This is a genomic window from Kribbella sp. HUAS MG21, assembly GCF_040254265.1.
Lineage (GTDB): Bacteria > Actinomycetota > Actinomycetes > Propionibacteriales > Kribbellaceae > Kribbella.
On record NZ_CP158165.1, the window covers coordinates 7,724,125 to 7,748,054 of the forward strand.

Annotated in this window: 19 protein-coding genes and 1 pseudogene; 2 read left to right on the top strand and 18 right to left on the bottom strand. The window is 69.5% G+C overall.

Going from position 1 to position 23,930, the window contains the following annotated elements; genetic code table 11:
- Nucleotides 1-110: 110 nt before the first annotated feature.
- Genes ABN611_RS37290 through dnaE form a run of 3 tightly spaced genes read right to left on the bottom strand, consistent with a single transcriptional unit; the run spans nt 111 to nt 6,259 of the window.
- Nucleotides 111-2,006: a DUF3352 domain-containing protein gene (locus tag ABN611_RS37290; RefSeq protein WP_350277011.1), complete on the bottom strand. Its 1,896-nt coding sequence runs from the start codon at nt 2,004-2,006 to the stop codon at nt 111-113.
- A 50-nt stretch (nt 2,007-2,056) separates the two neighbouring features.
- Nucleotides 2,057-2,677, bottom strand: coding sequence for a hypothetical protein (locus ABN611_RS37295; protein WP_350277012.1), 621 nt, complete (start codon nt 2,675-2,677; stop codon nt 2,057-2,059).
- A 33-nt stretch (nt 2,678-2,710) separates the two neighbouring features.
- Complete coding sequence (gene dnaE / locus ABN611_RS37300) at nt 2,711-6,259, bottom strand: DNA polymerase III subunit alpha (RefSeq protein ID WP_350277013.1); 3,549 nt, start codon at nt 6,257-6,259, stop codon at nt 2,711-2,713.
- A 155-nt stretch (nt 6,260-6,414) separates the two neighbouring features.
- Here dnaE and ABN611_RS37305 point away from each other — a divergent pair, with 155 nt between their 5' ends.
- A complete protein-coding gene (locus ABN611_RS37305) occupies nt 6,415-7,209 on the top strand; it encodes an alpha/beta hydrolase (RefSeq protein ID WP_350277014.1) in 795 nt (264 codons plus the stop codon).
- Here ABN611_RS37305 and ABN611_RS37310 read toward each other — a convergent pair.
- The 5 genes from ABN611_RS37310 to ABN611_RS37330 all read right to left on the bottom strand — a co-directional run bounded on the left by ABN611_RS37310 (nt 7,206) and on the right by ABN611_RS37330 (nt 10,505).
- Nucleotides 7,206-7,811: a Type 1 glutamine amidotransferase-like domain-containing protein gene (locus tag ABN611_RS37310; protein WP_350277015.1), complete on the bottom strand. Its 606-nt coding sequence runs from the start codon at nt 7,809-7,811 to the stop codon at nt 7,206-7,208. The genes ABN611_RS37305 and ABN611_RS37310 overlap by 4 nt on opposite strands.
- Nucleotides 7,808-8,716, bottom strand: a complete 909-nt coding sequence (locus ABN611_RS37315) for an RluA family pseudouridine synthase (RefSeq protein ID WP_350281736.1) — start codon at nt 8,714-8,716, stop codon at nt 7,808-7,810. Before ABN611_RS37315 ends, ABN611_RS37310 begins: the two co-directional genes overlap by 4 nt.
- 14 nt (nt 8,717-8,730) lie before the next feature.
- On the bottom strand, nt 8,731-9,342 hold the full coding sequence (gene lspA / locus ABN611_RS37320; RefSeq protein WP_350277016.1) for a signal peptidase II: 612 nt from the start codon (nt 9,340-9,342) through the stop codon (nt 8,731-8,733).
- Entirely contained in the window at nt 9,315-10,043 is a 729-nt protein-coding gene (locus tag ABN611_RS37325; protein ID WP_350277017.1) for a TraR/DksA C4-type zinc finger protein, read from the bottom strand. The genes lspA and ABN611_RS37325 overlap by 28 nt, the downstream gene beginning before the upstream one ends.
- A 186-nt stretch (nt 10,044-10,229) precedes the next feature.
- Nucleotides 10,230-10,505: a DUF167 domain-containing protein gene (locus ABN611_RS37330; protein ID WP_350277018.1), complete on the bottom strand. Its 276-nt coding sequence runs from the start codon at nt 10,503-10,505 to the stop codon at nt 10,230-10,232.
- 277 nt (nt 10,506-10,782) lie between these two features.
- Here ABN611_RS37330 and ileS point away from each other — a divergent pair, with 277 nt between their 5' ends.
- On the top strand, nt 10,783-13,947 hold the full coding sequence (ileS, locus tag ABN611_RS37335) for an isoleucine--tRNA ligase (RefSeq protein ID WP_350277019.1): 3,165 nt from the start codon (nt 10,783-10,785) through the stop codon (nt 13,945-13,947).
- A 234-nt stretch (nt 13,948-14,181) separates the two neighbouring features.
- Here ileS and ABN611_RS37340 read toward each other — a convergent pair whose 3' ends face one another.
- From ABN611_RS37340 to ftsW, 10 genes and pseudogenes are all read right to left on the bottom strand, one after another.
- A complete protein-coding gene (locus ABN611_RS37340; RefSeq protein ID WP_167213711.1) occupies nt 14,182-14,931 on the bottom strand; it encodes a DivIVA domain-containing protein in 750 nt (249 codons plus the stop codon).
- Between the two features lie 195 nt (nt 14,932-15,126).
- A complete protein-coding gene (locus tag ABN611_RS37345; RefSeq protein WP_350277020.1) occupies nt 15,127-15,432 on the bottom strand; it encodes a YggT family protein in 306 nt (101 codons plus the stop codon).
- Between the two features lie 51 nt (nt 15,433-15,483).
- Nucleotides 15,484-16,041 (bottom strand): cell division protein SepF, encoded by a 558-nt coding sequence (gene sepF / locus ABN611_RS37350; RefSeq protein WP_350277021.1) that lies wholly within the window; start codon nt 16,039-16,041, stop codon nt 15,484-15,486.
- 80 nt (nt 16,042-16,121) lie between these two features.
- Complete coding sequence (locus tag ABN611_RS37355) at nt 16,122-16,835, bottom strand: YggS family pyridoxal phosphate-dependent enzyme (protein WP_350277022.1); 714 nt, start codon at nt 16,833-16,835, stop codon at nt 16,122-16,124.
- Nucleotides 16,832-17,560, bottom strand: coding sequence for a polyphenol oxidase family protein (locus ABN611_RS37360; RefSeq protein ID WP_350277023.1), 729 nt, complete (start codon nt 17,558-17,560; stop codon nt 16,832-16,834). The genes ABN611_RS37355 and ABN611_RS37360 overlap by 4 nt, the downstream gene beginning before the upstream one ends.
- Nucleotides 17,561-18,110: 550 nt before the next feature.
- Nucleotides 18,111-19,133, bottom strand: a pseudogene (gene ftsZ, locus ABN611_RS37365) (cell division protein FtsZ); the annotation flags it as partial.
- Between the two features lie 170 nt (nt 19,134-19,303).
- A complete protein-coding gene (locus ABN611_RS37370; RefSeq protein WP_350277024.1) occupies nt 19,304-20,044 on the bottom strand; it encodes an FtsQ-type POTRA domain-containing protein in 741 nt (246 codons plus the stop codon).
- 18 nt (nt 20,045-20,062) lie between these two features.
- Nucleotides 20,063-21,523 (bottom strand): UDP-N-acetylmuramate--L-alanine ligase, encoded by a 1,461-nt coding sequence (murC, locus tag ABN611_RS37375; RefSeq protein WP_350277025.1) that lies wholly within the window; start codon nt 21,521-21,523, stop codon nt 20,063-20,065.
- On the bottom strand, nt 21,520-22,608 hold the full coding sequence (gene murG, locus ABN611_RS37380) for an undecaprenyldiphospho-muramoylpentapeptide beta-N-acetylglucosaminyltransferase (RefSeq protein WP_350277026.1): 1,089 nt from the start codon (nt 22,606-22,608) through the stop codon (nt 21,520-21,522). The genes murC and murG overlap by 4 nt, the downstream gene beginning before the upstream one ends.
- A 33-nt stretch (nt 22,609-22,641) precedes the next feature.
- Entirely contained in the window at nt 22,642-23,928 is a 1,287-nt protein-coding gene (gene ftsW, locus ABN611_RS37385) for a putative lipid II flippase FtsW (RefSeq protein WP_350277027.1), read from the bottom strand.
- Between the last annotated feature and the right edge of the window lie 2 nt (nt 23,929-23,930).

Below are 23,930 nucleotides of genomic sequence, written 5' to 3' on the forward strand. Positions count from 1 at the left end.
AAGAGGTGCTTTCACCAGGAGGTAGAACCCGATCGCGGCGTTTCGACATCGCCGCCAAAAGAAAATCCCCGGACCGCCGACATGCGAGCGGTCCGGGGATCTCCGGGTGACTACTTCGTGACGACCCGCAGCGTGTACTCCGCCTCGCCGTCACCGGTCGAGCGGGCGACGACGCCGGCCGAACGCAGCGCCGACAGGTCCTTGTTCTCGCTGAACCGGTTGCTGAGGGCTCCGGCCGCCTCGAAGTCGACGTACCCGATCATCACCGCGCCCTTGATGTCGGGCAGCGCCTGCTTGAAGTTGCCGGTCTCACCGAGGTTGCCGCCCTGCAGCACCTGCTTGCCGTACTCCTCGCTGGTGGCGACCACGAGTGAGTCGTCGTTCTTCACGGTCTTGATCGGGATGTTCCCCGACGAGCGCTGGCGCAGGATCGTGGTCAGCTTGCCGACGACCTCCTCGGCCTTGGCCGGGTCGGTCTGCATCCGGATCGCGATCTGCGGGCCGCTGTCGGTCTCCTTGTCGATCGCGGCCGCCAGGTTCTTGCCGGCCAGCGTCTTCAGGTCGTCCGGCAGCTTCAGGCCGGTCTCCTGGGCGATCCGCTCGAGCATCGGCTGGAAGTTCTCGCCCCCGGCCTTCTGCACCTGCTGCCAGGCGGTGTCGATCAGGGTCTCGCCGCCGGAGATCGCGACCGCGCCGGCCGTGCTGTTCGGCAGCTTCGTCACCAGGTCGGCGGCGTCGGCCGAGTTCACCTTGACGCTCTTGTCGCCGTGCGCGATGCCCTTGAGTTCGACGTACGACGGGTCGAACCGGAGCGCCACCGCCGCGGTCGCGTCGCCCAGGCCGGCGAGCTGACCGGAGGCGACCTTGCCGCTGATCGAGGCCAGCGCCTTCGCGTCGGCCCAGCCGGACACGAAGCCCTGCTCGCCGAGCTTGTCCATGTCCGCGCTGAACTTGGCGTTCTTGGTCAGCGGGTTGTCCTTCGCCGCCGCGACCGCCGAGTCGACCGTCGCCTGGTCCTCGGACAGGATCATGTAGCCGTTGCTGAACGCGCGGCCGGGCTTCTCGTCCTCGTTCGCGAGCAGCTTGTCCATACCCTTGTTCGCGGCGTCCTCGTCCTTGACCTGGACCGCGACCACGGCGATCGGCTCGTCCTTGCCGTCGGCCGGCGGCAGCGCGGCGAACCCGGCGCGGTCACCCAGCCACGGCTTGACGTCCTTCTCGAAGTCGACGTCGGCGAGGTCGTCACCGGCGGACTTCTTGATCTGCTCGAACAGCTTCTGCCGCAGGTCGTCCTGCTCCCCGGTGAGGCCGAGGTTCTCCTTCACCGAAGGGAACTTCATCAGGAAGCGGACCGCGTTGACCTTCTGGCCGGCCGACGGGTTCAGGTCCACCCGGGCGTAGCCGATCGCGGTGCCCGGCAGCACGTCCGACGGCTGCTTGCCGCCGCCACCGAGCTTGCCGTAGGCAAAGATTCCGCCGCCGGCCACCACCAGCACCATCGCGAGCGCGGCGACGATCGGGATCAGCTTGCCGCGCCGCTTCTTCGGCTCCGGCTGCCACTGCTGCGGTCCACCGAACCCAGGGCCCTGCGGCGGCTGCCCACCGACGTGCATTTGCTCGTACGACGTCTGCCCCGGCTGCCCGTACTGCGGACCACCCTGACCGTACGGCGCACCGGCCTGCGACGCTCCCGGCTGGCCGTACTGCGGCCCGCCCTGCTGCGACCCGCCGTACTGCGGACCACCCTGCTGCGGGGCCCCGTACTGCGGGCCGTTCTGGGACGGGCGGCTCTGCGGACCGCCGTACTGCTGGCCCTGCGACTGGTTGGGCTGGCCCTGCTGCGGACCGCCGTACTGCTGGGGGCGCTGCTGCGGCTGGCCCTGCGGACCGGGCTGCTGCCCCGGAGCGCCCTGTTGCGGCCACTGGTTCTGGCCTTGGGGCGGACCGTACTGCGGCTGCGGACCGCCGGCGCCTGGGTACCTGGGTGGTTGGTTCTGGTCGGACATACGCTCCCTCGCTGGCTCCGGTGGCCTCACCACCACCGGACCTGCAAAGGCTAGTGGACCGGCGGTGCAGAGTCTGACGCGGCAGGTTGCGAAGTGGTTGCAACCGGGTCGGCCCGCCAGGTGGTCGCCGCGATGATCGCGCACGCCAGCGCCGCGCCCACCAGCCAGGACGCGGCCGGCGTCCAGGTGTGCAGCTCGAGCGGCGCCGCGACCAGGTCACCCGGCCGCGCTGCCCGCAGCCGCGGGTCGAGCGGGTCGTGCCCGAGCAGCATGCCGACGCCCCAGGACACGCCGGACCCGAGACAGGCGCCGAGCGCAACAATCGCCACCGACCACGGACCGTAGTTACGCAGCCACCAGAACAGGGCAGCACCGAGCACAGCCGCAGCCACGAACCCGATCGCGGTGAACGTCCCGTCCGGCCCGAAGATCCGGGTCATCTGCTCCTCGCCGAGCGACCCACCGCGCTCGTCCACCTTGTACTGCGCGAGCGGCGAGAACTGCTGCCACGCCCACCCGGCCACCACCCCGGCGACCAGGAACACCAGCACCGTCACCACCACGGCCTTCCCCCAGGGCAGCCGCGGCTCCTCGACAGCCGGCGCCCCGAAGGGACGCAACGCGGGCGCCGCACCGTACGGCGAAGACTGGGTGGACTCCGGTTGACTCACGACGCCAGTGTGACGCATCGGTTCCACCACCGGTCAGCTGGCCAGGCAGGACGGGCCGAGGAGGGCCTTCAGGTCGGCCATCAGGGCTGAGGTCGGGGTGACGCGGAACCGGTCGCCGATCCGCATCACGGTGGTCTTCTGGCGGGCCTGCAGGCGGAGCTGGACCTCGGTCATCCCGGGGTGCGACTGCAGGATGTCGCGCAGCGAGTCGACGACCGGCGGCGTGCAGCGGTTGACCGCCATCGTGATCACCACCGGGCCGCTCGGGCCCTCGGTCAGGTCGGGCACCACGACCTCGTCGCCGCTCAGCTCGAGCCGGTCCTCACGACGGCGGACCCGGCCCTTCATCAGGATGATCGCGTCGTTGGTCAGCAGGTGCGCGTGCAGCTGGTACGCCGAGGAGAACATCATCACCTCGATCGAACCTTCGAGGTCCTCGATGGTGACGATCGCGTAGATGTCGCCGCGCTTGTTGACCTTCCGCTGGACCGCGGTGACCAGGCCGCCGATCGTCACCCGGCTGCCGTCCGGCCGGTCCTCGTCCGCGAGGAGCTGACCGATCGTGCAGTCCGACCCGTTGGTCAGCACGTGCTCGACGCCGAACAGCGGGTGGTCGGACACGTACAGCCCCAGCATGTCGCGCTCGTGCGCGAGCTTGGTCGCCTTGTCCCACTCCTCGATCTCCGGCACCGTCACGGTCAGCCGGCTGTTGCCCTCGCCCTCGTCGGCGTCGTCGTCGCCCATCGAGAACAGGTCGAACTGGCCGTGCGCCTCGTTCCGCTTGAGGTCGATCGCCTCGTCGACGGCCTGCTCGTGCACCGCGACGATCGCGCGCCGCGCGTGCCCCATCGAGTCGAACGAGCCGGCCTTGGCCAGCGACTCGATGACGCGCTTGTTGCAGACCGGCAGCGGCACCTTGTCGATGAAGTCGACGAAGTCGGTGAACCGGCCCTTCTCCTCGCGGGCCGCGACGATCTCGGCGACCACGTTCACGCCGACGTTGCGGATCGCGGACAGGCCGAAGCGGATGTCGGTGCCGACCGGGGTGAAGTTCGAGTCGGACTCGTTGACGTCCGGCGGCAGCACCTTGATGCCCATCCGGCGGCACTCGTTCAGGTAGATGGCCATCTTGTCCTTGTCGTCCTTCACGGACGTCAGGACGGCGGCCATGTACTCCGCCGGGTAGTTCGCCTTCAGGTACGCCGTCCAGTACGACACCAGGCCGTACGCCGCCGAGTGCGCCTTGTTGAACGCGTAGTCGGAGAACGGGACCAGCACGTCCCAGAGCGCCTTGATCGACTGCTCGGAGAACCCGTTCGCCTTCATGCCCTCGGAGAAGCCGACGTACTCCGCGTCGAGCACCTCGCGCTTCTTCTTGCCCATCGCCCGGCGGAGCAGGTCCGCTTTGCCGAGCGTGTACCCGGCCAGCTGCTGGGCGATCGCCATGACCTGCTCCTGGTAGACGATCAGGCCGTACGTCGTACCGAGGATCGGCTCGAGCGCCTGGGCCAGCTCGTCGTGCGGGTAGCTGATCTCCTGCTGCTTGTTCTTCCGCAGGGCGTAGTTGGTGTGGCTGTTCGCGCCCATCGGGCCGGGGCGGTAGAGCGCGCCGACCGCGGAGATGTCCTCGAAGTTGTCCGGGCGCATCAGCCGCAGCAGCGCCCGCATCGGGCCGCCGTCGAACTGGAACACGCCGAGCGTGTCACCGCGGGCGAGCAGGTCGTACGTCGGCTTGTCGTCGAGCGTCTTGGCCAGCTCGTCGAGGTCGAGCTTGATCCCGCGGCTCGCCTCGACGTTCTTGACCGCGTCGTCCATGATCGTCAGGTTCCGCAGGCCCAGGAAGTCCATCTTGACCAGGCCGAGCGTCTCGCAGCTCGGGTAGTCGAACTGGGTGATGACCTGGCCGTCCTGCTCGCGGCGCATGATCGGGATCAGGTCGATCAGCGGCTCGCTGGACATGATCACGCCGGCCGCGTGCACACCCCACTGGCGCTTCAGGTTCTCCAGGCCGCGCGCGGTGTCGACGATCTTGCGGACGTCGGCGTCGGACTCGTAGAGCGAGCGGAACTCGGTGGCCTCGGAGTACCGCTTGTGGGTGGAGTCGAAGATGCCGGACAGCGGGATGTCCTTGCCCATCACGGTCGGCGGCATCGCCTTGGTGATCCGGTCGCCCATCGCGAACGGGTAGTCCAGCACCCGGCCGGCGTCCTTGATCGCCTGCTTGGCCTTGATCGTGCCGTAGGTGACGATCATCGCGACCCGGTCGTCGCCGTACTTCTCGGTGACGTAGCGGATCACCTCGGGGCGGCGGCGGTCGTCGAAGTCGACGTCGAAGTCCGGCATCGACATCCGCTCCGGGTTCAGGAAGCGCTCGAAGATCAGGCCGTGCTGGAGCGGGTCCAGGTCGGTGATCCGCATCGCGTACGCGCACATCGAGCCAGCGCCGGAACCACGGCCGGGGCCGACCCGGATGCCGTTCTTCTTCGCCCAGTTGATGAAGTCCGCGACGACCAGGAAGTACCCGGCGTACCCCTTCGAGACGATGACCTCGATCTCGTACTCCGCCTGCTTGCGGACGTGGTCGGGGACGCCGCCCGGGTACCGGAAGTGCAGGCCGGTCTCCACCTCGGAGACGAACCAGGACTCCTCGTTGTGGCCCTCGGGGCAGGGGAAGCGCGGCATGAACCGGCCCTCGCCCTCGGTGAAGCTGACGTCGCACTGCTCGGCGATCAGCAGCGTGTTGTCACACGCCTCCGGCAGTTCCTTCCAGACCTCGCGCATCTCGGCCGCGGTCTTGACGTAGAACTCGTTCGCGTCGAACTTGAACCGGTTCGGGTCGGACAGCGTCGAGCCGGACTGGACGCAGAGCAGCGCCGCGTGCGCCTGGGCGTCCTCGGGCTTGGTGTAGTGCAGGTCGTTGGTCGCGACCAGCGGCAGGTCGAGCTCGCGGGCCAGCTTCAGCAGGTCCTTCTGGACGTCCCGCTCGATGCCGAGGCCGTGGTCCATCAGCTCGCAGTAGAAGTTCTCCTTGCCGAAGATGTCGCGGAACTCCGCGGCGGCCTCGACGGCCTCCTTGTACTGCCCCAGCCGCAGCCGGGTCTGCACCTCGCCGGACGGGCAGCCGGTGGTCGCGATCAGGCCCTGGCCGTAGGTGTTCAGCAGCTCGCGGTCCATCCGGGGCTTGAAGTAGTAGCCCTCGAGGCTGGCCAGCGAGCTCATCTTGAACAGGTTGTGCATGCCGGAGGTGTTCTTCGCCAGCAGCGTCATGTGGGTGTAGGCACCCGAGCCGGAGACGTCGTCGCGGCCGGAGTTCGCGTCGCCCCACTTGACCCGCTTGCGCTCCGAGCGGTGGGTGTGCGGCGTCAGGTACGCCTCGACGCCGATGATCGGCTTGACGTCGTACTTCTTCGCGGTCTTCCAGAACTCGTACGCCCCGAACACGTAGCCGTGGTCGGTGGTCGCGATCGCCGGCATGCCCATGTCCTGGGCGGTCTTGAACAACTCGTCGATCCGCGCGGCGCCGTCCAGCATGGAGTACTCGGTGTGCACATGAAGATGCACGAAACTGTCGCTGGACGCCATGTCGACGCAGACCTCCCAGGGCGCGAGTGAGGGTGACTGCAGAAGCCTAGTTCGGCCCGGGGACAGTTTCCGAATGGGCTCTCCGGCAAGTCCCTGACACGCCCGCTATCCGGTCAGCTGGAGCGGCTGCCGGCCCAGCGGACACACTGAGGAGCATGGTGCGGCTCGGGCTGATCGCGGTGTCGGTGGTGCTGTTGCTGCTGGCCCTGGCGTGGGGCTTCCAGCGGCAGCTGATCTACCTGCCCGACACGTCGGCCGTGACCGCCGGCGCAGGTGTCGAGGACGTGGTGCTCGAGACCAGCGACGGTCTGCGGCTGGGCGCGTGGCTGGTGCCGGCTCGGGCGCCCGACCGCGGCATCGCCGTACTCGTCGCCAACGGGAACGGCGGAAACCGCGCCGGGCGCGCGCCGCTGGCGCAGGCACTGGCCGCGCGTGGGCTGACCGTGCTGCTGTTCGACTACCGCGGGTACGGCGGCAACGACGGGTCCCCGAGTGAGGAAGGTCTCGCCCGGGACGTGCGGGCGGCGCAGCGGTTCCTGGCGGAGTACGGCGTACCGCCCGAGCGGACCGTGTACTTCGGGGAGAGCCTCGGCGCCGCGGTGACGACCGAGCTGGCGACGTCGGTCGCGCCTGGTGGTCTCGTGCTGCGGTCGCCGTTCGTGGACCTGGCGTCGGTCGGAAAGGAGCACTATCCGTTCCTGCCGGTCGGGTTGCTGCTGCGCGACGAGTTCCCGGTGGCCGAGCGCCTCGGTCGGGTCAAGGCGCCGGTCGTCGTGGTGTTCGGGAGCGCGGACCGTGTCGTCCCGCCGGAACAGAGCCGGGCGGTGGCCGCGGCAGCGCCCACGTTGAAGGACCTGGTCGAGATCCCGGACGCCGATCACAACGACGCGGAGCTCGTGCACGGGCCCGAGGTGATCGCGGCCGTCGTACGGCTGGCCGATCAGCTCTAGACGAGTTCCCGGCGGTCGCCGTCGACGACGAGCGCCTGGCCGTCGCGCATCTTCAGGTGCGGTACGCCGGTCCGCTCGTACAGCTCGGCGACCCCCGCGAGCAGCTCGGTCTCGGGATGACCGGGCGAGTCGAGGTGCGGCACGATCGCGTGGTCAAGGACCCCGAGCCCCTCCCACAGCACCTCGCCACGGACAGCGGAGACGTCGTCGCACAGCTCGAGCCCGCGGAGGCTGGGCGCGAGGACACACGGTCCGGCGCTGTAGCCGGCGTACACGAGTTGCTCGCCGCTGATCAGCTCCGGGAGCGTCTTGTCGGCACCGGATTCGGCCATGACGGAACGGAGTACGAAGACGTTGCCGCCGCGGACCCAGAGGCCGTCGTACGGCGAGAAGTCGGCGGACTCGCGCAGGTCGAGCTCCTCGGGGCGCAGACCGAGCTCCGTCAGCCAGCGGAGCTCGTCGGCGACCTTTTCACGCCGTACGGCGGGATCCTCCGCATCGATCGCGTTGCAGATCACGGCCACCCGGGCGGCCGCCGGCAGGAGCGCGACGAGGTGCTCGGGACGGTCGCCGAGCCGGAACGACGACAGGTAGAGCTTCACTGGGCGTCGACGAGCAGGTCGAGGGCTTGGTCGAGATCCTCCGGGTACTGCGAGGTGAACTCGACGTACTCGCCCGTGCCCGGATGGGCGAAGCCGAGCCGCATCGCGTGCAGCCACTGGCGGGTGAGGCCGAGACGCTCGGCCAGCACCGGGTCGGCGCCGTACGTCAGGTCGCCGCAGCACGGATGGCCGATCGCGGACATGTGCACGCGGATCTGGTGGGTGCGGCCGGTCTCGAGCGTGATCTCGAGCAGCGTCGCGTACCGGAACGCCTCGAGGGTCTCGTAGTGCGTGACGCTCGGCTTGCCGCCGGCCACCACGCCGAACTTGTAGTCGTGGTGCGGGTGCCGGTCGATCGGCGCGTCGACCGTACCGGTGAACGGGTCCGGGTGGCCCTGGACGAGCGCGTGGTAGATCTTCTTCACCGTGCGCTCCTTGAAGGCGCGCTTGAGCGCGGTGTAGGCGTACTCCGTCTTCGCGACGACCATCAGGCCGGACGTGCCGACGTCGAGGCGGTGGACGATGCCCTTGCGCTCCGCGGCGCCGCTGGTGGAGATGCTGAAGCCGGCGCCGGCCAGGTGGCCGATGACGGTCGGGCCGGTCCACCCGGGCGACGGGTGCGCGGCGACGCCGACCGGCTTGTCGACGACCACGATCTCGTCGTCGTCGTACACGATCCGGAGGTTCTCCACGGTCTCCGGTACGACGGTCACCTCGGACGGCGGCGGGGGCAGTTCGACGTCGAGCAGGACGCCGGCGGCGACCCGGGAGGACTTGGGCGCCGGGGCGCCGTCGACCTGGACCAGGCCGGACTCGATCAGCTCGGCCGCCTTGGTCCGGGACACGCCGAAGAGGCGGGACAGCGCCGCGTCCAGCCGCTCGCCCGCGAGACCGTCGGGAACCATCACGGTCCGGGAGCTCACTTGCGCTGCTCCCGGGTCCCGTCCAGCCTGATCCCGCGCAGGGTCTGGATCACCAGCAGTACGGCGGCCGAGGTCACGGCCATGTCGGCGACGTTGAAGATCGCCCAGTGCGGGGTCTGCAGGAAGTCGACGACATGCCCGTGGAACGGCGACGGCTCGCGGAAGATCCGGTCCAGGATGTTGCCGACCGCACCGCCGAACAACAGCCCGAACGCGACCGCCCAGCCGGCCGACCCGAGCTTGCGGGACAGGTAGATCACCCCGAGCGCGACCGTGATCTGGATCACGCTGATATACGGTGTGTAACCGCTCCCCAGACTGAACGCCGCCCCCGAGTTCCGGATCAGATTGAATTTCAGCAGGCTGCCGATCACGTTCACCGGCTCCCCCGGCGTCAAATGCGCCAGCGCCAACGCCTTCGTCAACTGATCCAGGAACAGCACCACCAGCCCGACACTTCCGAACACCACGGTCCACTTCCACGACCTGCCGCCCGGGGACGACGGAGAACCGGCCGACGGTTCGTCGGCCGGTTCCGGGGTGTCTGGGTCGCCCACCTGGTGGGACGGGGTGGGGTCGTTCAGCGGCGTTCCTGGCGTTCTTTGCATGAGACACACAGTGTCGCACGCGGGAACGCCTGCAGCCGACCCTTGCCGATCGCGTTGCCGCAGTTCTCGCAGACGCCGTACGTGCCGTCGTCGATCCTGGTCAGCGCGAACTCGATCTGGTTCAGCATGTCGCGGGCGTTGTTCGCCAGCGTCAGCTCGTGGTACCGCTCGAGGGTGGTGGAGCCCACGTCGGCCTGGTCGTTGCCGGCGCCGTCGCTGCCGTCCCGGAACAGGCCCTGGATCTCCGCCTCGGCGTCGCGGATCTCCTCCTTGAGGTGCACGACCTCGTTCTCCAGCTCCGTGCGCAGCTCGGCGAGCTCGGCAGCGGTCCACGGGTCCTCACCCGGCTTCACCTTGAAGGTCTCGGCCGTATGCGCTGCGGACTTCGCCGGCGCCGTCGCCGGGGTCCTGTTCTCGTTCGTCTTCATGGCCACCCTCTTCGTCGTCGCTTTCCTGGCAGGGCTCTTCTTGGCCGGAGCCTTCTTGGCCGCGGAGCCGGCGGTCGCCGCCGGTTTCTTCGCGGAAGTCTTCGTGGCCGGCGAGGTCTTCGCCGGCGTCTTGCGAGCCGTGGTCTTGCGAGCCGTCGTCTTCTTGACCGTCTTCTGGGCCGTCTTCTTCTTCGGCTCGCCGGATGCCGAGGCGCTCTTCTTGGCCGCGGTCGTGCGTTGGGGGGCGGACTTCTTCCGTGCCGATGTAGCCATGTCAGCTACCCCCTGCCTTCGTCGGAGACTGGAGCGGACTGGTCGCAAGACAGTAGGTCACGTGCCCATCACGTGCCAGCCTGACGCGCAGACCGTGCAGATAAGGTAGTCGGTTCTTCAAGTCCGCTCGATGTTCCGCGCGTCACAACCGTGTTGCGGACATCACTGTCCGTCACAGTTTCCAGGTCAGCCGAGCAACCGCTCCAGCCGGGCCCGGATGTCGTTCTCCTCCCCCTCCACCTCGACCAGCTTGTCCCTGCTGGTCGCGCCACGCACCAACGTCACCGCGGAGCGCCGTACGCCGAACTCCGCCGCGACCGCCGTCAGAACAGCCTTCGTCGCCTGTCCCTCCACCGCACGGGCTGCCACCGCGACCACCAGTGCCGGCCCGGACGGACCGTCGTACCGGCCGCCGACCGCGGTTCTGGAAGCCCCCGGCTTGACCCGCAGCAGAATTCTCATGCCCGAATTCTCGCCGCACCACCGATTAACGATTCGTAGTCACCCGGTACGACGCCGTACACTGACAACCGCGAACCGCAAGGCAGTGATGGGGCCATCACCCCGGAGCCGCCGGAAGAACAGTCCGTAGGGACCTATTAGAACCGGCAGCGTGTCGTTAAGGAAGTGGGTGACCGGACTCACGGTCACCAAGGAGGGTGGTACCGCGCGGTAGCCAGGCGTCAGGCCCGGCACTTCGTCCCTCGTCCAGTAGCAGGACGTGACGAAGGACGCAGAAATGGCGGCAGCGCAGAACTCCGGACACAACTCCGGAACCCCGTGGCGGCAGGTCCCCGCCCAGGTCGACTTCCCCGCGCTCGAGCGGGAGGTGCTCACCCTCTGGGACGAGCACGACACCTTCGCCAAGAGCCTCGAACAGTCCGCCGGCGGCAAGCCGTGGACGTTCTACGAGGGCCCGCCGACCGCGAACGGCATGCCCGGCACGCACCACATCGAGGCCCGCGTCTTCAAGGACGTGTTCCCGCGCTACCGGACCATGAAGGGCTTCTGGGTCGAGCGCAAGGCCGGCTGGGACTGCCACGGCCTCCCGGTCGAGGTCGCGGTCGAGAAGGAGCTCGGCTTCAACGGCAAGCCGGACATCGAGGCGTACGGCATCGCGGAGTTCAACGCGAAGTGCCGCGAGTCGGTGCTGCGGCACGTGGACGCGTTCAACGAGCTCACCGTGCGGATGGGCTACTGGGTCGACCTCGAGCACCCGTACCGGACGATGGACCCGGAGTACGTCCAGTCGGTGTGGTGGTCGCTCAAGCAGGTGCACGAGAAGGGCCTGCTGGTCGAGGACTACCGGATCACGCCGTACTGCCCGCGCTGCGGCACCGGCCTGTCCGACCACGAGCTCGCGCAGGGCTACGAGACGGTCGTCGACCCGTCGGTCTACGTCCGCTTCCCGCTGACCTCGGGTCCGCTGGCCGGCAAGGCGTCGATGCTGGTCTGGACGACCACGCCGTGGACGCTGGTGTCCAACACCGCCGTCGCGGTGCATCCGGACGTGAAGTACGTCGTCGCCACCGACGGCACGGAGTCGCTGGTCGTGGCCGAGCCGCTGCTGGACCGGCTCGGTGAGGGCTGGACCGTCACCGGCGAGTACGGCGGCCGCGAGATGGAGCGGTGGACCTACCAGCGGCCGTTCGAGCTGGTGCCCTTCGAGGAGGAGGCGCACTACGTCGTCCTCGCGGAGTACGTCACCACCGAGGACGGCACCGGTCTGGTGCACCAGTCCCCTGCGTTCGGCGCCGACGACCTCGCGGTCGGCCGGGCGTACAACCTGCCGGTGGTCAACCCGGTGGACACCACCGGTCACTTCAACTCCGACGTACCGCTGGTCGGCGGGCAGTTCTTCAAGAAGGCCGACGAGGACCTGGTGAAGGACCTGAAGGACCGCGCGCTGCTGTTCAAGCACGTGCCGTACGAGCACCCGTACCCGCACTGCTGGCGCTGCCACACCCCGGTGATGTACTACGCGCTGCCGTCCTGGTACATCCGCACCACGCAGGTCAAGGATGCGCTGCTGCGCGAGAACGAGAAGACCAGCTGGTACCCGGACTCGGTCAAGTGGGGACGGTACGGCGACTGGCTGCGCAACAACATCGACTGGGCCGTGTCCCGGTCGCGCTACTGGGGCACGCCGCTGCCGATCTGGCGGTGCGGCGAGGACCACCAGGTGTGTGTCGGCTCGCTGGCCGAGCTCGGTGAGCTGGCCGGCCGCGACCTGAGCGCGACCGATCCGCACCGGCCGTACGTCGACGACATCACCTTCGACTGCCCGACCTGCGGCGCCGAGGCGCGGCGCGTGCCCGAGGTGATCGACGCCTGGTACGACTCGGGCTCGATGCCGTTCGCGCAGTGGGGCTACCCGTGGGTGGAGGGCTCGAAGGAGAAGTTCGAGCAGACCTACCCGGCGGACTACATCTGCGAGGCGATCGACCAGACGCGCGGCTGGTTCTACACACTGATGGCGGTCGGCACGCTGGTGTTCGACGAGTCGTCGTACCGCAACGTCGTCTGCCTCGGGCACATCCTCGCCGAGGACGGCCGGAAGATGTCCAAGCACCTGGGCAACATCCTGGAGCCGATCCCGCTGATGGACGACCACAGCGCGGACGCGGTGCGCTGGTTCATGGCCGCCTCCGGGTCGCCGTGGAAGGCGCGCGGCATCGGGCCGAACGTGCTGAACGAGATCGTCCGGAAGGTGCTGCTCACCTACTGGAACACGGTCGCGTTCCACGCCCTGTACGCGCGGCTGGCCGATTGGTCGCCCGCGGACGCTCCTGCCGTCGCCGACCGTTCGGTGCTGGACCGTTGGCTGGTCAGCGAGACGCACCGGCTGGTCCGCGACACCGACGAGGCGTACGCCGCGTACGACACGCAGCGGCTCGGGCTGCTGATCAACTCGTTCGTCGACGTGCTCTCGAACTGGTACGTCCGCCGTTCGCGGCGCCGGTTCTGGTCCGGGGACGCGGGCGCGCTGGCGACCCTGCACGAGACGCTCGACGTGCTCACCCGGGTGATGGCGCCGCTGACGCCGTTCGTCACCGAGCGGGTCTGGCAGGACGTGTTCCGCCCGGTCACCCCCGGCCTGGCGGAGTCGGTGCACCTGACGAGCTTCCCGACGTACGACGAGACGCTGATCGACGACGTCCTGGCGCAGCACGTGTCGATGGCGCGCCGGGTCGTGGAGCTCGGCCGGTCGGCCCGCGCCGAGGCGAAGGTGAAGACGCGGCAGCCGCTGGCCCGGGCGCTGGTCGGATCCGCCGCGATCGCGGACCTGTCGCCGGAGCTGCTGCAGGAGATCGCCGACGAGCTCAACGTCGGTACCGTCGCGCCGCTGTCGTCGGCGGGCGCGGACCTGGTCGAGTTCTCCGCGAAGGGCAACTTCCGGGAGCTGGGCAAGCGGTTCGCCAAGCAGACCCCGGTGGTGGCCGCCGCGATCGCCGCGGCCGACGCCGGGGCGCTGGCCGCGTCCTTGAAGGAGTCCGGCACGGCGACCGTCGTGGTGGACGGCGAAGAGGTGCAGGTCGGCGAGGCCGAGGTGCTGGTGTCCGAGCGGCCGAAGGAAGGCTGGTCGGTGGTCAACGAGCAGGGCGAGACCGTGGCCCTGGACCTCGAGGTCACGCCGGAGCTCAAGCAGGCCGGCCTGGCCCGCGAGGTGGTCCGCACCCTGCAGGAGGCCCGGAAGAACGCCGGACTCGAGGTGTCGGACCGGATCAAGGTCTGGCTGACCTCGACCGACCCCGAACTGACCGATGCCCTCGGCAAGCACTCAGACGAGATCGCCCGCGAGGTCCTCGCCGTGGAACTCACCCAGTCGGCCCCGTCGGAATCCGACGTTGCCACCGGCACCGAAGAGGACCTGCAGCTCACCTACTGGCTGACGAAGGCGTAGTCACCGCGGCAGTAGGACGGCGCGGGCCCTGTCAGGGCTCGCGCCGAGCCGGTCGACGACGTCGACCTGCGGCACCCGGCTGCGGCTGGCCGAGGTCGAGAGGCTCAGCGGCCGCGAAGGTTGCTTCTGCCTGATCCTGACAGGCTGTCACCATCGGGGGACCGTCTGTCAGAAGTATCCAGACATGACGAAGAGGCGGTGCCGCCGGAAAGCACCGCCTCTTGTCAGAGGTTCTCAGACGCCGTGACCGTGCGCCTGCGCGCGCGCCTCGGGCCGGAAGCCGTTGCGCGGGCTCAGCGTGTCGTCGCCGTTGCCGAGCGCCTTGAGCTGCTCGGTGAAGTACGTCTTCAGGCGGCTGCGGTACTCCCGCTCGTACGCGTGCAGGTCGTCGATCGTGCGCTCGAGCTGGCCCTTCTGCTTCTCCAGGGTGCCGAGCATCTGCGCGCGCCGCTCGGCGATCTCGCCGTCGAGCTTCTCGGCGCGGGCGCGGGCCTCACCGGTCATCCGGTCGGCCTTGCCGCGGGCCTCGTTCTCCAGGCGCTCCGCCTTGGCGCGGGCCTCGCCGATGATCTTGTCGGCGGTGTCCTTCGCCTCCTGGACCAGGTCGTCGGAGTGCTTGGTGGCCATCTCCAGCAGCCGGACGGCCGAGCTGGAGGCGTCACCGACCGTGCCGGCCGCCGCGGCCGCACCGGGAGCGGCCACCACCGGCGGCTTCTCCTCGGGCTTCTCGACCACGACCGGGGGCTTCGGCTGCTGCACGACGGGCGGCAGCGCGGCGGTCTGGTCGACCGGCCGCTGCTGGTCGGCGCCCGCGCGCTGGGCCGCCGCGAGCTTGGCCCGCAGCTCCTCGTTCTCGGCGAGAAGTCGCTCGAGCTCGGCTTCGACCTCGTCGAGGAAGGAGTCGACCTCTGTGACGTCGTAGCCCTCCCGTAGTCGGACGGGCGTGAATTGCTTCGAGCGGACGTCATCCGGCGTCAGCGGCATCTTTCACCTCGTTTGTCTGTGTCTTGGCGGAGTCCCCGTGGCCCTCGCCTTGGCGACTCAGTAGATCACGTTATCGCTTCGTTGTCTTATGACGGAATCGGGGCAGGCGACAACGGCCCTGAACCCGCGGGGCAACCCGGTGATGCCGCCCCTTTTTCCGAGACTCTACCTACCCAGTCAGCGCCGTCCTCACCCTCACAACGACCGAAGGGCCGTCGAGTTGATGGCCATCGCCACCGACACGATGACGAACAGCATCAACATGGACAGGTCGAGCCGGATCCCGCCGGCCCCGATCGGCGGCAGGATCCGCCGCAGCGGCCGCAGGAACGGGTCCGTGATCGAGTAGATCAGTTCGAACAACAGCAGCAGCGGCCCCTTCGGGTGCCACTGCGGCGCGAACATCACGATCAGGCTGAGGACGAAGCGTGCCACCAGCACCAGGAAGAAGGCGAGCAGCACGTAGTAGATCACGATGAGGACGAGCGCTAGAGCATCCATGTCGTCAACGAGTGTAGAAGACGCCGAAAGGCCGTCCCACCACCCAGAGCGTCAGCTCTGGTTGTAGAACCCGTCCGCGGCGATCTTTTCCTTCTCCTCCGCGGCCACCGTGACGTTCGGCGGGCAGACCAGGAACACCTTGGTGGTGATCCGCTCGATCGAGCCCCGGCAGCAGAAGATCAGCCCGGCCGCGAAGTCGACCAGGCGCTTCGCGTCCGCGTGGTCCATCTCGGTCAGGTTCATGATGACGGGCGTCCCGTCGCGGAAGTGCTCACCGATGACGCGCGCCTCGTTGTAGCTGCGCGGGTGCACGGTGGTGATGCGGGCCAACTCGGTAACCTCCGGGGACGGCGCGACCCCGCGCCGGTCTGGGAACTTGCTGACCGTGCCGCCGCCCTGTTCGGTGCGGTCGGGACGCTCCTCGCGGTGCTCCCGAGTCTCGCGGCCCTCCCGGCCGGCGGGTACCGGCTCGGTCTCCTGGGAGTCCCCGTCGACGGCGTCGTCGTACTCTTCGTAGTCGTCGTACTCGTCGTCGTACCGCGCGTTGTAGCGCTCCCCGTCCTCGACCAAGCCGAGGTACACACCCATCTTGCGCAGTGCGCCGCTCATGGCCCCTCAGCACCTCGATCCGGTTCGACGACAACTCAGCGACAACGGTGAGCAGGAAGGAAACCTGCTCGATGTCGACACTAACCCAGCGGAGTGCGCGTACCGAGTAATGCGCGCCCGAGCCGAACGTGTGTCGCACCGTGCTTGATCGCCGCCTCCAGATCGCCGGTCATCCCGGCGGAGATCCAGTCCGCGCCGGGGTGATCGGAGCGTAGCCGGGACGCTACTTCCCGCAGTCCCGCGAAGGCTTCCTCAGGGTCCGCGCCGAGGGGTGCGACGGCCATCACTCCCCCGAGTTCGAGCCCGTCCGCCGCGGCGACCGCGGCGGCGAGTCCGGGTACGTCGGCCGGCTCGACACCGCCCCGGCTCGCGCCGGTCGCCGCCTCGTCGGGTCCGTACGCCGCCAGGCTCACCTGGATCAGGCAGCGCACCGTCTTGTCCTCCGCGACCGCGGCCTTCGACAACGCCGCCACCAGCGACGGCCGATCGACCGAGTGCACGACCGAGGCGTGCCGGACGACCGAGCGGGACTTCTTCGACTGCAGCTGCCCGACGAAGTGCCAGTGCAGCTCCGGGCAGTCCGGCGCCTTCTCCTTGAGTTCCTGCTCGCGGTTCTCGCCGACGTCGGTGACCCCCAGGTCCGCCAGCGCCCGTACGTCGCTGATGGGGAAGGTTTTGGTGATCGCCACGAGGGTGACCTCGTCCCGGGGCCTCCCGGCCGCCTGACAGGCCTTCTCGATCCGCTCCTGTACCTGCTCCAGGTTCGCCCGGAGCTCGGCGGCGCGATCGCTCATGCGGCGACCCGCTTGATCAGGCCGGCCATCCGGCCGCTCTCGGGGCCTTCGCGGCGGTACGAGTAGAGGTCGGGGGACTCGATCGTGCACGCGGTCGCGTCGACGACCTCGACGTCGAGCGCGGCCAGCTGCGACTTCACGCCGGCGGCCACATCCAGCGCGGGCGTGCCCCAGCTGGTCTCGGAGTACGACGCCGGCACGCGCTCGGCGACTTCGACGCGCATCTCCTCGGGGACCTCGTAGCACCGGCCGCACGCGTACGGGCCGAGTACTGCGGTGATGCGCGCGGCGCCGAGTTCGTGCATCGCGTCGACGGTCGCCGGGACGATGCCGACGTACATGCCCTTGCGGCCGGAGTGTGCGGCGCCGATGACGCCGTCGCCGGACAGCAGCACCGGCAGGCAGTCGGCGGCACGCACGGCGAGGACGACGTCGGACCGGGTCGTGACGATTCCGTCGGCGCGGGGCATCGGGTCGGCCGGGAGCACGTCGCCGGGGCGGACGACGTGCACGTCGCGGCCGTGCACCTGGCTGACCCGCACCACGTGGTCGGCGGGCACGCCGAACTCCGCCGCGATCAGCCGGAAGTTCGCGAGCACACCCTCGGCGTCCGGACCGGCCGCGCTGCCGAGGTTCAGTTCGCCGTACGGCGGTTTGCTGGCGCCGCCGTACCGATCGGTGAAGGCGACCCGGGCGGCGGAAAGAACCTCGTCGTAGCCGAACACGTACAAAGGCTACCGGGGTGGACGCCGCTTACTTCAGGAAGTCCGGGATGTCGAGGTCTTCCTCGGGCTCCGGCTTCTTCGGCCGCGCGGTGGCGCCGGACTGGCCGGCGCCGGAACCGCCGCTGGTGGCGCTGCTCGGGCCGTGCGTCGGCCAGGAGTGCTGGGTCGACGGCGAGGCAGGCGTGTGCGGCGTCGGCTGCGCCGACTGCTGCCCCGACTGCACCGTACGAACGCCCTCCCCCGCCGGCGGCCGCGCCGAGTTCGTCGTCCCCGCCCCCGTCCGCGGCTCAGTCGGAGCCGGCACCGGCACCGTGTCATCCGCCGGCGTGGTCGGCGTACCGGAGGTCGGCTGCGGCGCCGGAGCCGAGGGCGCCGACTGCGGAGCCTGCTGGGCCGGGGGCGCCTGTGGGGTCGGCTGGGGGGACGGCGGCTGAGCGGGCGTCGGCTGCGCAGGCGTGGCCGGGGCAGACCCAGGCTGCGGCGAGGGAGCCGGCTGAGGCGTGCTCGGCTGGCCGGTTTGCTGGCCGATCTGGGGGTTGACCGACATCGGGGCCGAGTAGTTCTGGGCCGAGGGCCGGGAGGACTGTGGTCTGGCCTGGTTCATCGCCTGTTCGCGGCGTTTCGGCATGCCGCCGTCGAAGCCGGCGGCGATCACCGTGACCCGGACCTCGTCGCCGAGGGCGTCGTCGATGACCGCGCCGAAGATGATGTTCGCGTCCGAGTGCGCGGACTCCGACACCAGCTGCGCCGCCTCGTTGATCTCGAACAGGCCCAGGTCGGACCCGCCGGCGATCGACAGCAGCACGCCGTGCGCGCCCTCGATACTTGCCTCGAGCAACGGTGAGGAGATGGCCGCCTCGGCCGCCGCGACCGCCCGGTCCTCGCCGCGCGACGAGCCGATGCCCATCAGCGCGGAGCCGGCGTTCGACATCACGGCCTTGACGTCGGCGAAGTCGACGTTGATCAGGCCCGGCGTGGTGATCAGGTCGGTGATGCCGGAGACACCCTGCAGCAGCACCTGGTCGGCCTGCTTGAACGCGTCCAGCACGGACACCGCGCGGTCGGAGATGGTCAGCAGCCGGTCGTTCGGGATGACGATCAGCGTGTCCACCTCCTCGCGGAGGGTGCTGATGCCGTCCTCGGCCTGGGTCGCGCGGCGCTTGCCCTCGAAGGAGAACGGCCGGGTCACGACACCGATGGTCAGCGCGCCCAGCGACCGGGCGATCCGCGCCACCACGGGCGCGCCGCCGGTGCCGGTGCCGCCGCCCTCGCCGGCGGTGACGAAGACCATGTCGGCGCCCTTCAGCGCCTCCTCGATCTCCTCCGCGTGGTCCTCGGCGGCCTTCTGCCCGATCGCCGGGTTCGCACCCGCGCCGAGGCCGCGGGTCTCCTCGCGACCGATGTCGAGCTTGACGTCCGCGTCGCTCATCAGCAACGCCTGGGCGTCGGTGTTGATGGCGATGAACTCAACGCCCTTCAGACCGTGCTCGATCATCCGGTTGACGGCGTTCACGCCGCCTCCGCCGATGCCGACGACCTTGATGAGTGCCAGGTAGTTCTGCGGTGCCGCCACGTCCGCGCCTCTCGCCTCGTTGCTTTCCCGTTGTCCAGCGAAAAGACTGAACCTCAAGTAAATGCTTAGACTTATGTCAACTTTAGATTACGCCGCACGGTACGGGACGCTTCCGGCCAAAGTCCACGCGCCTCGCCGCCCGGTCCGCGATGTGACCGCTGATGTGACCATCACCGCTTTTCCCCTTTGGTGACAGGGAGATCGGGCGCGGAGACGTCGTACACCTTGGCCTGCCGCTTCATCAGCACGCTCAGTACCTCGGCCTTGCGCGCGCTGTCATCGGCACTGCCCCACACGACCTTCACCCCGGAGCTCAGGTTCAGGGTGATCGAGTCCGGCGACGCTGCCGAGATCGATCCCACCTGCGCCCGCAACGTGTCCGGGAGCGCCGCCGACACCGTCACCACGGAGTGGATCGTGACGTCGCGCCGGACCCCGGTCACCTTCGCCTCCGGCAGCCCGGCCGGCCGGTTCGGCACCGTGCGGTACGCCGTACCGGTGGCGTCCACCAGCTCGTACCGCGAGCCGTCGGTGACCACCACGACCGGGACCCGTTCGGTGACCACGACGACGATCCGGCGCGGCCACGCCCGCGTCACCTGGGCGTCCGCGACCGCCGGGATCGTCCGCACCCGGTCCGCGATCGACCGCAGGTCGACCTTCGCCAGCGGCGTCCCGGTCGGCACCGCGGCGGTCTCCTCGATCGTTGCCACCGGCACCGTGTCGGCACCGCTGATCCGGACCCCGGACACCGCGAACGCGGAGGAGAAGTAGAACAGCCAGACGACCAGCCCGGACAGCACGACCAGTCCGCCGCCGACCGCCCACGGCAGCCAGCTCCGCCACCGCACCAACCGCTGCCGGCGCGCGAACCGCTGCTGTGCCCGAGCCAGATCGACACTCTGGCTCATTCAACGAACCCCACGTAATTACTTCACCACAGGGGCGGCGGCGTCTTGCGCAGACTCGCGGGTGGCGGCGCGTTCGGCCAGCAGACCAACGACTTCCGGGCCGATGAGGGTGACGTCGCCCGCGCCCAGGGTGACGACCAGGTCGCCCGGCTCGGCGAGGTCCACGACCACCTGCGGTACGGCGGACCACGACGGCTCGAACCGCACCTGCTCCGGTTTCAGCGGCACGTGGTTGGCGATCAGGGCGCCGGTGACCCCGGGCTCCGGGTCCTCGCGGGCCGCGAACACGTCCATCACCACGACCTCGTCGGCCAGCGCCAGCGCCTCGGAGAACTGGGTCGCGAAGATCCGCGTCCGGCTGAACAGGTGCGGCTGGAAGCACGCGATCACGCGGCCCTCCCCCGCCACCTGGCGCGCCGCGGTGAGGTCGACGGCGAGCTCGGTCGGGTGGTGCGCGTACGAGTCGAACACCCGGACCCCGTCCTCGAGCCCCTTGAACTCGAACCGCCGCCCGGTCCCGGTGAACGACGCCAGCCCCTCGGCGAGGTCCGCCGCCGAGAACCCGAGTCCGAGCCCGACGGTCAGCGCCGCCGAGGCGTTCAGCGCGTTGTGCTTGCCGGCCTGCTGCAGGTGCACGACCGGCAGCTTCCGCCCGCGGTACACCGGCACGAACGACTGCGTCGCCCCGGTCGCCGTGATCTCGGTGACGTGCAGGTCCGCGTCGGCCGACTCGCCGTACGTCCGCACGTCGATCCCGCGGTCCCGCGCGTACGACGCCAGCTCCCGGGCGCCCGCGTCGTCGTGGCAGATCACCATGAACCCGTCCGGCAGCACGCGCCCGCAGAACTCCTCGAACGCCTTGCGGTAGCTGGTCTCGTCGCCGTAGTTGTCCAGGTGGTCCGGCTCGACCGAGGTCACGATCGACACCTCGGGCGAGTAGGTCAGGAACGACTTGTCGGACTCGTCCGCCTCGGCGACGAACAGGTCACCGGTGCCGTCGTGGGCGTTGGAGCCGGACTCGTTGAGGTTGCCGCCGATCGCGTACGACGGGTCCACGCCGCAGTGCTGCAGCGCGACCGTCAGCATCGACGTGGTCGTGGTCTTGCCGTGGGTGCCGGCGACCGCGAGGGTCCGGCGGCCGACCATCACCGCGGCGAGCGCGGCGGCCCGGGGCAGGATCGGGATCCCGGCCTCGCGGGCGGCGACGACCTCGGGGTTGGTCTCGCGGATCGCGGTCGACACCACGACGGTGTCGACGTCCTTCACGTGCTCGGCGGCGTGACCGACCCAGCAGGTGGCGCCGAGCGCGCGGAGCGCGGCCAGCACCTTGCCGTCCTTGGCGTCCGAGCCGGACACCTCGATGCCGCGCGAGGCCATGATCCGGGCGATCCCGGACATGCCGGCGCCGCCGATACCTACGAAGTGCACCCTGCCCAGCTTCTCGGCCGGTAGCAGCGTGTCAGGAGCGGTGACGATCACGAAGCAGACCCCACCACATCGAGGATGATCCGCGCCAATCGGTCGTCGGCGTCGGTCCGGATGACGCCTTGGGCAGCAGTGGACATGGCAGTCAGACGCTCGCGGTCGAGCAGAAGTTGGGGCACGTTCGCCCGCACCCAGTCGACGGTCAGCTCGGCGTTGTCGATCAGCACGCCGCCGCCGACGTCGACCACCGGCTTGGCGTTCAGCCGCTGCTCGCCGTTACCGATCGGCAGCGGAACGTAGATCGCGGGCAGGCCGACGCCCGACACCTCGGTCACGGTGTTCGCGCCCGAACGGCACACGACCAGGTCCGCGGCGGCGTACGCGAGGTCCATCCGGTCGACGTAGTTGAGGACGACGTACGGCAGCGGGCCGGTCTGCGGCACCTCAAGGGTGTTTTTCGGGCCGATCGCGTGCAGGACCTGGATGCCGGCCGCCTGCAGATCGGCGGCGGCGCCGGAGACGGCTTCGTTGATCCGCTGTGCGCCCTGCGAGCCGCCGGTCACGAACAGCGTCGGCGCGTCCGGGTCGAGGCCGAAGAACCGCCGGGCCTCCGCGCGCAGCGCGGCCCGGTCCAGCGTGGCGATCGCCCGCCGGATCGGCAGGCCGACGTACTCCGCGTGCGGCAGCTCGGAGCCGGGGAACGAGGTCTTCACGTGCTGCGTGCAGTAGCGGGCGGCGAACTTGTTCGCGATCCCCGGCACAGCGTTGCCCTCGTGCACCACGATCGGGGTCTTCCGCCGCCAGGCGGCGACGTACGCCGGGGTGGAAACGTAGCCGCCGAAGCCGACCAGGACGTCGGCCTTCGCCTCGTCGAGGATCCGCCGGGCGGCGCTCACCGAGGCGAGCATCTTGCCCGGTACGGCGAGCAGCGCGGGCGTGGGCTTGCGCGGCAGCGGCACCGGCGGGATGAGCTCGAGCCGGTAGCCGGCCTCCGGGACGACGCGGGTCTCGAGGCCGCGCTCGGTCCCGAGGGCGAGGATCTCGACCGTCGGGTCGAGCCGGCGCAGGGCGTCCGCCGTGGCGATCAGGGGTGAGGTGTGGCCGGCGCTACCGCCACCGGCCAGGACGATGCTGGGCAAGGCTTCCAACGCTCCCGCGGGTTCACTTGTACTTCACTTGTACGCAGTACGCCGCGAAGACAGCCACCCGAACCGGGGCCGCCGGGTTTCTTTCAGGGCGGCCTGCGCGCCGGGTTCGGCCTTCGCGAAGGACAGCAGCATGCCGACCGCGATCAGCGTCGGCAGCAGTGCGGAACCACCGTACGACAAAAGCGGGAGCGGGATACCCACGATGGGTAGCAGTCCGATCACGGCGCCGAGGTTGACCAGCGTCTGCGCCATGATCCAGATGGTGATCCCGGCCGCCGCGTAGCGGACGAACGGCTCGGTGTTCCGGGTCGCGATCCGCACCCCGGCGTAGGCCAGCGTGAGGAACAGGGCGAGCACGGTGAGCGACCCGACCAGGCCGAGCTCCTCACCGATCACCGAGAAGATGAAGTCGGTGTGCGCCTCCGGCAGATTGCCCCACTTCTGCCGGCTGTTGCCGATCCCGACGCCCCACCAGCCGCCGGTCGAGAGCGCGTAGAACGAGTGGTACGCCTGCCAGCCGACCGCGGTCGGGTCCGCGAACGGGTCCAGGAACGACGTCACCCGCTCCATCCGGTACTTCTCGGCGTTCACGAAGTACGCCGCCACCGAGCCGACCACGACGATCGTCGCGACGAACAGCCGGGTCGGCGCGCCGACGATCCAGATCAGGCCGATCATCACCGCCATCAGGACCAGCGCGGTGCCGAGGTCGTGCTGCCCGACCACCAGCGCGATCACCAGGCCGCAGACCGGCACCATCGGGACCAGCAGGTGCTTCCACTGGGTGAGCAGTTTCTGCTTGCGCGCGTACAGGTCCGCGCACCACATCACCATCGCGAGCTTGGCGAACTCGCTGGGCTGGATCTGTAGCGGCCCGCCGAGGTTCAGCCAGTTGGTGTTGCCGTTCACGCCGACGCCGAGGCCCGGGATGTAGGTCAGCACCAGCAGGAACACCGAGCCGAGCAGCGCGATGTACGCGAGCATCCGGAAGTGCCGCGGCGTCATCCGCGAGGCGACGTACGCCATCGGCAGGCCGACGCCGACCCAGATCAGCTGCCGGACGAAGATCGTGTAGCTGTTCCCGTTCGCGCGCAGGGACAGCACGCTGGACGCCGACAGCACCATCATCAGGCCGAGCACCAGCAGCAGGCCGGTCGCGCCGAGCACGATGTGGTACGACGTCAGCGGCCGGTCCAGCACGTCCCGGATCGCGGCGACCCAGGCGCGGTCGGCCCGACCGGGGCGGTGGGGCGGGGAAAGAGTTGATGCAGTCTGCTTCTTCTCGCTCGGCTGATCGGCGATCGACGTCACGC